8 protein-coding genes are annotated in these 14,002 nt (G+C 39.5%); all 8 read right to left on the reverse strand.

Translation table 11 applies throughout. From position 1 onward, the window contains the following. Positions 1 to 617: 617 nt before the first annotated feature. Positions 618 to 1,604 (reverse strand): DUF4973 domain-containing protein, encoded by a 987-nt coding sequence (locus BXY_RS09915; RefSeq protein ID WP_004317133.1) that lies wholly within the window; start codon positions 1,602 to 1,604, stop codon positions 618 to 620. A 19-nt stretch (positions 1,605 to 1,623) separates the two neighbouring features. After that, on the reverse strand, positions 1,624 to 3,636 hold the full coding sequence (locus BXY_RS09920) for a RagB/SusD family nutrient uptake outer membrane protein (RefSeq protein WP_004317131.1): 2,013 nt from the start codon (positions 3,634 to 3,636) through the stop codon (positions 1,624 to 1,626). A gap of 8 nt (positions 3,637 to 3,644) precedes the next feature. Next, positions 3,645 to 6,701 carry a SusC/RagA family TonB-linked outer membrane protein gene (locus tag BXY_RS09925; protein ID WP_008770554.1) on the reverse strand — a complete coding sequence of 1,019 codons (3,057 nt, stop codon included), beginning with the start codon at positions 6,699 to 6,701 and terminating at the stop codon, positions 3,645 to 3,647. 29 nt (positions 6,702 to 6,730) lie between these two features. Continuing rightward, complete coding sequence (locus tag BXY_RS09930; RefSeq protein WP_004317127.1) at positions 6,731 to 8,161, reverse strand: IPT/TIG domain-containing protein; 1,431 nt, start codon at positions 8,159 to 8,161, stop codon at positions 6,731 to 6,733. Positions 8,162 to 8,589: 428 nt separating this feature from the next. Then, positions 8,590 to 11,136: a glycoside hydrolase family 31 protein gene (locus tag BXY_RS09935; RefSeq protein WP_004317125.1), complete on the reverse strand. Its 2,547-nt coding sequence runs from the start codon at positions 11,134 to 11,136 to the stop codon at positions 8,590 to 8,592. An 85-nt stretch (positions 11,137 to 11,221) separates the two neighbouring features. Further along, positions 11,222 to 12,286: a family 43 glycosylhydrolase gene (locus BXY_RS09940; protein ID WP_004317122.1), complete on the reverse strand. Its 1,065-nt coding sequence runs from the start codon at positions 12,284 to 12,286 to the stop codon at positions 11,222 to 11,224. 31 nt (positions 12,287 to 12,317) lie between these two features. After that, a complete protein-coding gene (locus BXY_RS09945; protein ID WP_004317120.1) occupies positions 12,318 to 12,830 on the reverse strand; it encodes a hypothetical protein in 513 nt (170 codons plus the stop codon). Positions 12,831 to 12,854: 24 nt separating this feature from the next. Then, the gene (locus tag BXY_RS09950) at positions 12,855 to 14,000 is read right to left on the reverse strand and encodes a SusE domain-containing protein (protein WP_004317118.1); all 1,146 of its coding nucleotides are present in this window, start codon (positions 13,998 to 14,000) and stop codon (positions 12,855 to 12,857) included. Positions 14,001 to 14,002 lie beyond the last annotated feature (2 nt).

Here is a 14,002-nt window from a genome sequence, read left to right on the forward strand (position 1 = left end):
TTACCAATCTGCTCACTTATCGCCGCAAAAATGAATGGTAGCCTGACGCTAGATACCAGTTATACCAAAGGAACCCGTTTCATACTGGAACTTCACGTCTAAATTTTGCATAAAACGAATAACTTGTATCATTAGATTACTTTCTAATTTGTTTATTATAGTTACCTTTAGCAAAGAGTATTCCAAACGCAAACTTGAAAACATACAAAAATATGAACAATTTCCCATATAAACGGATATCACGTTTTAAATAAACCTTTGAGTAGTTTATTAAGAACAGTATTTGAGTTTATTAAAAACTTTGCAATCGGATTTCCGAGTTCTCAACTCTATCTATTACAACAAAAAGGCTACAAATTTCATGAAATTTGTAGCCTTTTTGCCTATAGTCGATACACCATTTCTGATACTAATCAGGAAATAAAAAGCATTTGTCAAGAACCTATTGTTTTTTTGCTGAAAAAATAAAGAGAAAACTAACTTATATATAATAAGATAGCCTTCTCTCTATTTATAAACTGACTTTCCGCTTTATTCTACAGAATATCATCTCACGATATTTTGTATCAATAAATATCAGACAATAAGATCTTACTCTTGCGGCATATTTCCCATTTTTACCACTGAATAGCTTGGTCTGTATCAGGAATCAAGCTATTAACTTTTCGTTCCATCAACATACTACCTTCAGCACGACAAGGTACAACGATATCTTTATCTTCATACGTTGTCACATCATCATACGTATATGACATATAAATCGTCGTGAAATGATGTTCCAAATAAGGAGTTACTTCATCTAAAGACATGCTAGTCGTATAAGTAGGCGCATCTCCTATAAGTCGGAAGTTCATGGCATTAGTCGGATCGGCAGGTTCAGCTGTCAGTGTCCCATTTTCGTTAAAAGTCAACACAATCTTATATTTATCTCTATCCTTCAATTCTTCACTAATGACTCCGGCATAGAAGAAGCATTGATTCTCACTCACTACATGCAAGGTACGTGTACTTGAAACCATAGCACTCGTATTATCCATCATATATACAAACATATTGGTGGCTCCATAAGATCCTGAATAATCATTAAACGGCATCACACGGAGAAGTGCTTTACGATAATTCTTGCGTGGATTCGGATCATACAAGTCACTATCCAAAATCGTCAATGGAAGTACCCATTTATCAACAAGATCCAGTCCGTTAAATTTGAATTTAATATCAAACAAACCTTGACATTCCCCAGCCGGAATATGACAAGTAGGAGAGGCAAACTCATAGTGTTTCTTATCCAGTAATTGAAAATACAAGTCTTCACGTTGTTTCCAGCGAGCTTCATTCAAACCAATCAATGTATCCGGATCCACATCAATAGCAACATCCAGATCTCTTTCATTCATAGTAGAGCCACCTACAATCACCGGTAGCCGATAAGTCACTTCACCGTTCGCTTGATAACGCAAATATACATCAGTCACTCCCTTACTATTGACAGGGGCTTTCAATCCGACATTTTGCACATACACTTCTTCCACCCATTCATTGTTACATGCACCAGTCAGAACAAGCGTTAATAACAATATAAAATATACGATATAATTTTTCATATTTTTCCATTTAATAAGGTTAATCATAATATGTCCATCCCGGGTTCTGAGTCAGACGCAAGTTTCTTCTCAACTGATCATGGGAAATCGGCCAGAAATACATTTTACGGCTAAAAGTAGTCGGCAAGTTCGAATTGATCACTTGAGTATGAAATAAGTCTCTTTCTGTTTTACTCATATATGCATTGCAACCATACATCTGCTGCGACTCCTCATATTCGGCATCCTTCCAACGGCGCAGATCAAAGTAACGACTGTTTTCTGCAAATAACTCTATCTGGCGCTCATGCTTCAAATGCTTGCGGAACTCATCAGCATTCTCATAAACATCTGATCCAAAATCGGGAACTCCTCCACGAATACGAACTCTGGAAATAGCATAACTCATTTCATTCTTATCACGTGAAATATCATAAGACTGAGTTCCATCCCATGAAGGAATCTGATAAGTACTCGCACCTAATTCATTTAATGCCTCTGCATACCATAACAACACGTCAGCATAACGAATACCAATCACAGGCTTTGAGATAACCCCTCCCTCTGTCTTAAAGTTGTCACGAGAACTAACAAATTTCCTGATCCCAATACCAGTAGCCAACCAACGATCACCTGAATTACTCCAGCCACTCTCTTCACCACGATAATACCATATGATTAGATTCCGGTCATACGACTGTACAGCATTAGTACCATTCCATAAGCAACCATTGTATGCTACCGTAGCATAAAAACGTGGTTCACGATGTCCATATTGTTTATTCACACCTTCCACCAATGGTGCCCAATCACCACTAGCTGCTTCCTCGGCACTCACATAATTTTCATCACCCGTCCAGTCTTTCGTCTTATCAAAAGGTTTTCCGGTATTCATCTGATAGGCATCGCATTGCTTACCTGTCATAGCATGACAATTATAACCTCCGAATGCTATTGGCATCTGATGTTGAATCATCGTATTGATATCTCCGTTGTTCTGTCCGGTTGTAAAAATCATCTCTTTGTTTTCCGAAGGAAAAATCACTCCATTAAAAAGTGTCTCGTAAGACTGTAACGGGTCAATATTCCGCCATCCTGCAGGAAAATCCGCATGAGAATATACCGCATGCGTAGGAGGAGCAATCGTTGCCGGATTATCAATTGTACCAGTAGAGTGAGCTGAGACCGTATGTAGCTCATACACACCCTTACGACCAAGTTCTACCACATCACGAGCAGCTGCTGCCGCCTTTGCCCACTTTTCTTCATTGTATTCTTGAGCCATCAGATAGCGTCCTTCATCATCCACCAAATCCGTGAAACGTTCAGTATCAGTTGGACGCGGATTATTGAGAGGGCTGGCAGCATAAAGCAATGCTTTTGCGCGAGTTGCCAAAGCTGCTCCACGAGTAGGACGTGCCATATTACGTGTATCACGTTTCAATGGTAGGTCTTTCGCTGCAAGCTTCATTTCCTCTGCAATATAGTTGACACAATCGTCATACGTGCTACGTGGGATATAAAGATCCTCATAAGCAGCATTATAGTCCATCACACCATCATTAGGTATAATTGGTATAGGACCGTACTTTTGCAACAACTTCCAATAGAAATAAGCGCGTACAAAACGGGCCTGTGCTTTATAATCAACAATTTCATCCGGAGTCATTTCTTTATTTCGGTCAATATTCTGAATAAAAATCGAGGCATGACGAATACCATCATAAGCTTGTGCCCAAGAGTCTTGTTTCCAATTCTCATCATATTCACAATATTTGAATACACGATATTCAAGATTACGGTCGCTATAACACATATCGTCGGAAAAGTTAGTGATACAGTTATCTTTCGAACCAATATCGATGTTACTCCATGTCAGCCAAGCGTACGCAGTCGCCAACCATTGTTCCGACCATTCTTTATTTTCAAATATATTTTCCAAACTCTGGGTATTTTCTCCCAATTTCCCCTCCACGCTCAAATAATCAGAACAAGAGGAAACCATCATTCCCATACTGATAATGGTGGAAAACAATATATGTTTCTTTTTCATATTTCGTATTATATATTAACAGTTAAACCTAAAGTGAGTATTTTAGACAATGGATACTGCTGCCCGTTAGAGCTCCCCATTTCAGGATCCCATAATTTGAACTTAGAGAATGTTAACAGATTTGTCCCGATAAAGAAGATGCGTACATTATTCATCAAGATGGCACGGCTGATGTTCTTTGGAAGTGTATAACCCACCTCTACCGTTTTCAGACGTAAATATGAACCATCACGCAACCAATATGTCGATTCACGGTTATTGTTACTGTTATTCTGCCAAGTCAAACGAGGATATTTGGCATCAGGATTCTCATTCGTGCCAAGACTCCAGTAGTTTCCTACTACATCCGTAAGAATGTTACCCCAATCACCACCACTAAACGGCCTGACTCCGAACCCATCAATAAAGAAAGAGGATTTACCAGCACCCTGGAAATGCAGATTCACATCAAACCCTTTCCATGTAGCAGACATACCAAAACCATAAATCAAATTCGGACGGGTTGTAGAACCAATAGGCACCCTATCACTATCATTAATCACGCCATCACTGTTCACATCTTTATACTTAATATCACCAGGCATTACTGTTCCCCATTCTGTTTGCTGAGGGCTGTTACGTATATCATCATAATCCTTAAATAAGCCAAGAGCTATCAAACCTTTCGCCTGATTGACGCGATACCCAGTATCACGTATATAAGGATATGCACTATTTGCCTCGTCAGCAGCTAGAATCTTATTATTACTATAAGTGAAATTACCGCGTACAGTCAGACTGACATTGCCGATATCCTGTTTGAAAGCAACATTTCCATCAAAACCGGTAGAACGTACCTTACCTACATTCGCACTAGGGGTAAGATAACTCAGACCTAAAGTTCCTGGTAAACTTTGACGCTGCATAAAGATTCCATCACGTGTTTCATGAAAGTAATCTACAGTACCAGTAAACCTGTCATCCCATAGAGAGAAGTCAACACCTATATCATGCTTAGTAGCAATCTCCCATGTCACACCAGAAGAAGATATCTGCTTATAAATCTGTCCATTATCCACATTAGGAGTATTGTAATCTCCCCAATTATAAGGATTTCTACTTTCAAAAAGCTCCAGATAAGGGAAACGAGTTCCAATATTGTCACTACCTACCTTACCATAAGAATAACGAAGCTTAAACATATTCATCCATTTCAGATTCTTCTTAATAATAGGTTCTTCCGCAATATTCCATGCTACTGAATATGCAGGAAAGAAACCAAATTGGTTACCTGGGGCAAAATTTTCTGAACCATTGTAACCAAAGTTGAAATCAACCATATAGCGATATTTCCATCCATAGGTAACACGGCCAGCAAGTCCCATGTGCCTATTAGGTAGCCAATCATAGCCGGCTGTACTTTGTGTGTTGACATATTCATCCTGAGTATATTTCAACGTACCGCCCACCGAATGATCGCCGAATCTACGATCATATTGCAGAATAGCCTCCAAAAACTGCCTGCGGTTACCTGAAGCAGAAGACTCATGAAACATCAACTGTTTCTCTGCCACTTTTTTGAAAACGATTTCACCGTTAGAATCTCGCTGACGTTCGGCTTGCCATTGTTCAGGCCACTGCTTATGATTACGATAGTTATTGTTATAAGTATCAAATCCAAAACGTCCGGTAAACTTCAAACCTTTCGTTATAAAATCCAATTTCTGGTCCAAAGTTGCATTCGTTTGAATTACGTTCTGCCACTCCTCATAATAACCAGTTTGTGTAGCAATTACCCATGGATTAGTACGCTCACTTGTTCCAGCGGCCGGAATTCTTCCGTTCGAAAAAATCACTGGCATATTAATAGGTGTCTGTCCCATTACAGACTTCCACAATGCATCAGAACCAAGTCCCGGATCATTTTGAGTAGAAAGCCAGCCTGAAACACCCACCGTCACCATGGTGGTCTTTGTAACATCAAAATCTACATTCATACGATAGTTCCAACGCTGATAATTGGCATTTGTATTATAATCTTTCAACTTGCCGTCTGTCTTATACATCCCCCCCTCGCTAACATAGCTTGCTGACACAAAGTAGCGTGCCACAGAACCACCGCCACTTATATCAAGATTAGCACGATAAGTCATTGCACCGTCTCTTAACAATACATCCATCCAGTCCACATTCGGATACAAATCTGGATCCAGTCCTGTCTGAATCAGTCTCAACTCATCTTGGGAATACATTGGCTGTTGAGAACGAGTTGTACGTGATTCGTTCAGCATGGTAGCGTAAGTATAACCATCTACAAAGTCAGGAGTCATGGTACGTGTATTATAAGAAGTTTCCACTTTCGCATTGATATTAATTTTACCAGCCTTACCTCTCTTAGTAGTAATCAACACTACGCCATTCGCACCACGACTACCATAAATTGCTGTAGCCGAAGCATCCTTCAATACGGAGAACGACTCAATATCTTCCACATTGACTTCATTCAGGCTACGTTCAAATCCATCTACCAAAACCAATGCTCCGGAGCCTGCCCCAAAAGTAGAAATACCACGAATCCAGAATTCCGACATATTGGCTCCCGGTCTACCGGAAGTCTGCCTCGCTAACACACCAGGAACATTTCCTGCCAATGCATTTACCAGACTTGAAGTAGGAGATGACTTCAGCACATCCACATCTACCGTAGAGACTGCACCTGTCATTGTTATCTTCTTTTGAGCACCTGTACCAGTGATAACCACTTCATCGATCACACTCGCAGAAGATTCGCGCAATGTGACATCAACCTTACTCATATTATCCTTTATCAGGACTTCTTGTGTTTCAAATCCTATATAAGAAAAGATCAGCGTACTGTAAGGAGCTATTTTGATCTTATACTCACCATCAATATTAGTGATAACTCCCAAACCTGCAACATTCTTTACCGAAATATTGACTCCAGCCAAAGGTATCTTTTCGGCATCTCTGACCATACCGGTTACCTCTATCGTTTGACTCTGGGCATACATATCAATGACGCAACCTGTTGTCAGCAATAATATCATAAATAAAAATTTCTTCATAAAATAAGAATTGTGTATTAATCATCAATTTACTGCAATGCAATGGTACGAACACGGTGATTACCGTTGTCACCAACATAGAAAGTACCTGTAGACTCTTCATAACAAAGTCCTAAAGGATAGTTGAAACGTGCTGTTTCACGAGGATCACCATCAATATATCCTGATACTATTTGATCTGTCGAATAACTTCCGCGACCAGCAAACGTTGTAACAATACCATCAGGAGTGATCTTACGAATACAATGATTGGCAGCATCAGTAAGATAAAAATCATATACATCTAAACGTTGCTCTGCCACATATTCTTCGTTCAACACAAAACACCCCTGCATTGGATTATCGAAACGGGCTGAATTTTGGGATGCGTCCTTGTAACCATATGACCCGAACTCTCCAGCAAAAGTAATAGGAGTTTCCAGATATTTACCAGCCCAATTATATTCTGCTTTCATCACACATTGCTTGTCACGTGCTATTAAATAAGCAAAGTTTCCACTTGGATGAAAAGTAACACATTGAAACCAGCCGCTTGGTCCCATCTTGGCAATCTGCTTCGGATCCCACATTTGTGTCTTCTCATTCCAAACCGCTTTATGAAGCGTAGCATCACGACCACGGCACAAAAAGATAGTACCATCTATAGGATGTGTGAATAATGTATTGAAATCATCCCCATTTAAAGCCGGATAAGAATTTTTAAAATTTTCTTTACGAAGTAGATAATAAGCTCCTGCACGTTCTACATTCCCCTGCGGACAGTTCACAAACATAGTATCCCTGCCCACACTCCAGCCAAGCCCACTCGGAGCACTACTCCAACCAGCAGCACCATTGGTAATCACAGTAGCTATGGAATCTTTATCTAGATAGATTTTACGTAAACTATGTTCATTCTCGAAAAAATAAATGCAACGTTCGCCTGATGATTCGTCATAGTACATGGCAAGAGGAGTTTGAGTTCCTGCTTTATCAAAATTACCATCCGTAATAGAAGTATTACCTTCACTATCTACTACACCGCACAACGTGCCGACAACTACATTATACTGATAAGAAAACTTTTGTTCAAATGTATAGGTGGCATTCAAGCTTTTATCCTTATTCAATATATCCACCTGCACAAATCCTCCATCCGCACGGGAAGGAACAATACAATAAATCTGTGTACCGGAAGAGCTAACAACTTTCGCTTCCTTACCACCAACAACCACTCGTATCAGTGAAGGATCAGTCCCAAAATTACTACCATTGATAAACATGTTCGTGCGCACAGCACCTTCTAAGGGAGAATAGTCAGTAAAAACAACTTCAACATTAGGATCAGAAGCTACATAAGACGGAAGATTTACTTCCACATTTTTGTCCATGCAACTACCCAATCCACCCAGGCAAATCAAGGAAAACAATACAAACCTAACCTGTTTCCCTCCTTTTTTTGTTTTAAAAAGGTTTTTCATTGTATTTAATTATTCGTTAAACAATAAATATAAAAATCAAAAGAAAAAAATAACTATACATTATTCCAATGCGCACTATTAACGAAATGCAAAATAAAACGCTATCCTATTAATAGAATAAAAATAACGGTTCAATAAATGACAAAAACAGGTCAAGAACCTATAAAACGACTATCTCAAGTATGTTTTGGAGCACTTTTACTATTTTATTATGTTGTGTGCTTTCCTCTATTATCATCCAGCCTATATCTCCCCCCCCGAAAGTGATGTTACATATAGCATAGTTATATAAATGGTCATAAAAATACAAACATTTTCTAAAACGGAGCAACATCAGAAAATATCAACTACAGTATCTGGCTTGCCCTTCATTACTTATAAAAAAAATAGTGGGATGCTTTTATCACCCCACTATTACATTTCTCATACTATTGCTTGCTCCAGCAAATAGATTGCAAAAACCAAGCTTTATTTTCGTCATTCAAACCTTGACGCTTCAAAACCTCCGGGAGGTCAGTATAACTTTTCCAGAAATCGGAAACTAAAGAAGAGATCTTCTCCGGTGCATAGATTACCGCTTCACTCAGACTTCCCATTTTACCAAATTCTTCCTTGAAGCAAATATATGAATCACGGTATTTTAACTGCTCCATAGATTTAGCAATTCGTCTAGATACTCCCAACAAGCCGTTCATATCAGCTGTTTCCGTAGGATAAACTATTTTAATAACCTTTTCCTGATCACACGACAAAACAGACAAATCAACCGAAAGAGCAAACTCTTCACCCAAATATTCATATTTGGCAGGTTGACCATTTACAGTGACAGACTGAGGAACAAGTGATGAGAGCACTTTCACTTTGAATGAACGAGATTCAGGCATATCTTTATATTGACCATCACGTTTACCGATAACAATCGTTCGTTCCTGCCCTTGGCTGGAAGATGTTAATTTAGTCACAGCATATTCCGAAGCATAGTTCTTATCGTTTCCATTATCTTCATAGAAATTAAAGGACGAAATTCCATTTCCACCAGGGAATACGGTAACAACAACCTCCTCATCATTACCGTTCAGGTTCATCACCTTTCTTGTATACATCGGTAATACCGCTCCCGCTTTTACATAAATCGGATATTCATCAATAGCAAAAGGACGTTCCACTATTTGTCCTCCTTTCAGTAAGGTGCCTGTATGCAACTCATACCATTCACCTTCGGGCAGCCACACACGCACTTGTACATAACCATCTTTTGCAGGAGCTGTGGCAGGAGCAACCAGAATATCATCTCCAAACATATATTCATTACGGAATTCATATGCTTCCTTATTATCCGGATAATCATAATACATCGGACGGCAAAGTGCTAATCCTTCATCATAACCTTTACGAGCCATTGTATAAATATAAGGCGCCATCTCATAACGTTGCTGGATTGTCTTACGAAGAACATCACAATATTCTTTGTTGAATACCCATGGTTCCTTATTCAAACCGGCACTTTTTTGAGAATGTGTACGCATAATCGGGCTTAAGGCTCCGAATTGCAACCAACGAGTGTACATTTCCGGATCTATACTTTCACCGATATGTCCTCCCAGGTCATGACTCCAATAACCATATAATACATTGGAAGCTGTCGAGTTGAAGTAAGGCTGAAAATCTAATGATTTCCATGAAACAACTGCATCACCGGAGAAACCCACCTGATAGCGATGATTACCCAAACCTCCCCAACGGTGATATAGTATCGGACGTGTGTCCCTGTTCTTTTCCATATTACTAAAGAAAGCATAATTAATCCACCAAGTGTTGCTCAAATTCTTCACCTTCGGATCATATATCCCTTGTTGCCAGTCCAGCCACCAAAAATCAACACCATCTTTCTCCATTGGCGTCAATACATTCTTAAACATATTTTTAATAAACTTCTTATCTGAATTTATCCATGGAATAGTCTGTTTGGACTGAGGATCGACTCCCATATCTTTTGCTAATCCAGGATATTTTTCTTCATAAGAAGCTACTCCATCCGCCGGATGTAAGTTAAGGGTGATTTTCACATCATTCTGTTTCAAGTATCCCAAAAACTCCTTTGGGTTCGGGAATAAATCACGATTCCATGTCCAACCGGTCCAACCACCTTTTCCTTGTTCTGTATAATGCCAGTCCATATCTACCACCAATACATCCAAAGGAATCTGATAAGTATGGAAATTATCAATCAGATTACGGAACTCCCTGTCAGAATATAACCAATAGCGTGACCACCAATAACCAAATGCATACCGGGGAGGTAATGGTACTTTTCCCGCAAAGAGGGTATAATCTTTCAAGGCAGCTTTATAGTCATGTCCATATGCGATGAAATACCAATCCTGTCCGCCATTAGCCGGACGCTCTTTCACCCAATCCCAATCTTTATTATCATCAAACAAAAGTCCCTGAGAATCATCAATCAGAGTCCAACCGTCAGTAGCCAACAGACCATCTTCCAGTTTCAGTTTATCACCTTTCTTTGTATCAGCCACCCATGTTTGTGTCTGTGTATCACCATCCATACCATCCAATGTACGATAGGTTCCTTTCAAGTTGCCCTTCTGTTGCATACCGGGTTTCCAAGTAAAAGGTAATATTTCTTTAGAGGCAGTGATAACCAAGTTCTTATCTGTAAACTGTCCACTGTTTTTCTTATAACGCATCTTCATTTTGGAAGTCGTTATTTCAACCCATCCCCCTCTTGTTTTTAGCTTGTAATCTACCTGGGGATAGTTACGATTCACAACGATGTGAGATCTATCGTCTACGAATTTCCCATCCGGTGCATATTCCAGACGGATTGCTCCATCAGAAATGACTGTAAATCTTACATTATCATCTGTATAAGCAATATTTCGCTGTGTGTTTTGCGCATGCAATACAAATATAAAACTCTGCATGACACAGAGTAAAAGCAATAATCCTCTTTTCATGATAACATTTAAAAGCAATAAATTTATAATTCGAGAATAAAATAGGGTCGTTGCAGTTATCATAGCTACAACCACCCTATGTCAACTACTTACTCTTCTTGAAAGTCGGAGCTTCCGCCTTCACAACCGGTCCGTCCCCTACGAGATACGGCCAATCATCGTCATCCCAATAAACTCTATCAAGCAATACTACACGCCCTAAAGATGGATCGGCAGTCCGGTAAGCATGATAGATAATCCAATCTTTACCTTCATCATCCTGCACTATTTCAGCATTGTGCCCTGTCCCTAGAAACGCATCATTTCTGTGTATCAGTACCTCATGTTTATTATCATTCATGTTGTCACCTGATTTATTCAAATAAGGACCAAAAAGCTCGGTGGAACGACACACAACTGTCTGGTATGTACTATTTGCACCGTCACAGCAAGTGCCTGTAGAGCAGAACAAATAATAGTATTTACCTCTTTTCAAGATATATGATCCTTCATAAGCATTGGTACCTCCAGTATTGGCAGCGACCTGTATTTTTGTCGCTTTTGCATTTTCAATACCTCCTTTCAGTCCAAGACCGTCTTCAGTCAATTCAACACCCCAAATACCATACCAGCTTCCCCAGAAAAGATATTTTTTACCATCATCTTCAATATAGAAAGGGTCGATACTATTATGAACATCGATCTCATTGCTACGGAATAATTTGCCTTGATCAGTAAACGGTCCTTCCGGCTTGTCCGAAACAGAAACACCAATACCACAAGTTGCTCCACCTCCCCACTTGGACAAGGAGTAATACATCACATATTTTCCATTGATATAATTGATATCCGGTGCCCAAATACCTGCTTCCGGTTCCCATGACGGTTTCTTATCATCCTCGTAAGCACCGCCCACATAAGTCCAGTGAACCAAGTCTTTGGATTTGTGTATCCATGTATTTCCTCCGGTAGCATACAAATAGAAATATCCGTCTTCCGCTTTTATCACTGTCGGATCCGGATTATCGGAATCGATGACAGGATTTGAATACCACACTTTGTCTGCCAATGGAGCTTGTTCTGCTTCACCTTTTTGTTTATCGCTGTTACCACACCCCCATGTAAGCAGGGAGAGTATTCCAAGCGTAATCGTATGTTGTAAGTATAACATAAGTTCTCAGTTTTTTATTAATTTTACTAATCTATTCCATACTCGAATTCAATTCAACACCAGGTCCCAATACAATATGGATTATGGAAGTCTTTGATTCTTTGTCCATTTCTGAAGTAATTGGCATACCATCCGACTGAAACGCTTCCAATGTAATGCTAAACTGAGCTTCTTTTTCGTCCACTCCAAAAGCTTTCATATATTCCATTATCTGTTGATTGGTAAAAAGCTGTTCGCGTACTCCGTTATAAGTAAGTATGCTTTTATCTTCCACACCCATTGTTTCAGTTATTTCTCCATCTACCTGCAGTCCTAAAGTCATAACATACTTCGATGCTGTTTCTATATCCAGCCAACGGTAGACAAAAGCAACCCCATCCATATTCTCCTGTGTAATCTGTACATAATAATCATCAGATTCCACTTCTACTCTCGGTACACGTGGTTGTGGGTCACCCTCACTTTCCACATCTCCACATGCTCCCAATACAAATATATTAGTAAGCAGATATAGTATTATAAACAGTTTTTTCATGATTTTCATATTTTAATTTACTTCTTATGGAGATTATTCAGTCGGCTCCAAATATATCTTCATCTCATTAAGGTCTACTGTCAAAATGTATTTACCATCATCAGCAACAATCCATTTCAAGTCACCGCCATTATCCTGATACCTTGCTTCTCCGAGTTCATGTTCTACGCCCGGATTTGCTCCTTGTGAAGGAGCAAAAAAGAATTTTCCTGCAAAATCTGCTCCATTCGGCTCCAACGCCAACTTAAACTCTTTACCGCCATAAAAGTTACCTGTATACGTCCAACGTTCTGGATGGCGTGGATCATTATTCACAAATGCACCTTCCTTTTTCATTTTACCCCAATCCCATCCGATGGTACTGGCATCGCCAACAATCCAAATCCCATCTTGCGGTAAAGGGTAAATACTAACGATATTCACATCCAAACGATTTAAGTCCACAACTATTGTATAGGTACCGCTCTTTGTGTTTTCAAACATCTCACCATTCCCTGCTTCTGCCACATATTGCAAAGAATTATCTCCATTCTCAGCTTTCATGTAGCATGGATAATCAGAATCCGGACTAAGTGCAAAGAAGTACTCACATGGCTTCAATTCTGCTGTCGACTGATATACTCCTGAACCCACAACCTTCTCGGTCATTCGGCGAACAGTTTTCTCTCCAGCATCATCCACCATCACCATATATATCGCAGTAGCATTCTTATCATATCCGATCACATCCAATTGCGTCTTCGACAACTCCGGTTTCAAGTATTCTACAGATGAATTGACCTGTCCTATAACCTCTGCTTCAATAGTCACCTTATCTCCAGGAAGTACACTCCAGGAAGCCAGTATATCATTCAACTCCTTATGCGTAAAACTAATGGAACGTTCCTCCGATTCAATCTCATACAAATCTGTCACATTAGAATGTAAATCTGCCATATACATTCTGAAAAAATAGGTGATAGTAGCATCAGCTCCCCCACGTTGAGCCGCAGCATCCCATGTAAATAAAACAGCAACTTCATTCTCCTTCTCTTTCTCCAAAGTAATTTCAGTAGAAGAAGCCTTCAAAAGCATCTGATCTACAGGAGTTTCAAGCGCGTAATACTCCGGATCTTTATTACAGCTCGCTGCTATCGACATAAGAAAGAGCAAGCATATTAGTTTCATTATCTTATTCATAA

The organism is Bacteroides xylanisolvens XB1A (assembly GCF_000210075.1).
In the GTDB taxonomy this organism is placed as follows: domain Bacteria; phylum Bacteroidota; class Bacteroidia; order Bacteroidales; family Bacteroidaceae; genus Bacteroides; species Bacteroides xylanisolvens.

What these genes read in the sequence shown, in the direction of transcription:
- BXY_RS09915 (WP_004317133.1), bottom strand. Translation starts at nt 1,604, where the DNA reads ATGAAAAATTATATCGTATATTTTATATTGTTATTAACGCTTGTTCTG.
- BXY_RS09920 (WP_004317131.1), bottom strand. Translation starts at nt 3,636, where the DNA reads ATGAAAAAGAAACATATATTGTTTTCCACCATTATCAGTATGGGAATG.
- BXY_RS09925 (WP_008770554.1), bottom strand. Translation starts at nt 6,701, where the DNA reads ATGAAGAAATTTTTATTTATGATATTATTGCTGACAACAGGTTGCGTC.
- BXY_RS09930 (WP_004317127.1), bottom strand. Translation starts at nt 8,161, where the DNA reads ATGAAAAACCTTTTTAAAACAAAAAAAGGAGGGAAACAGGTTAGGTTT.
- BXY_RS09935 (WP_004317125.1), bottom strand. Translation starts at nt 11,136, where the DNA reads ATGAAAAGAGGATTATTGCTTTTACTCTGTGTCATGCAGAGTTTTATA.
- BXY_RS09940 (WP_004317122.1), bottom strand. Translation starts at nt 12,286, where the DNA reads ATGTTATACTTACAACATACGATTACGCTTGGAATACTCTCCCTGCTT.
- BXY_RS09945 (WP_004317120.1), bottom strand. Translation starts at nt 12,830, where the DNA reads ATGAAAATCATGAAAAAACTGTTTATAATACTATATCTGCTTACTAAT.
- BXY_RS09950 (WP_004317118.1), bottom strand. Translation starts at nt 14,000, where the DNA reads ATGAATAAGATAATGAAACTAATATGCTTGCTCTTTCTTATGTCGATA.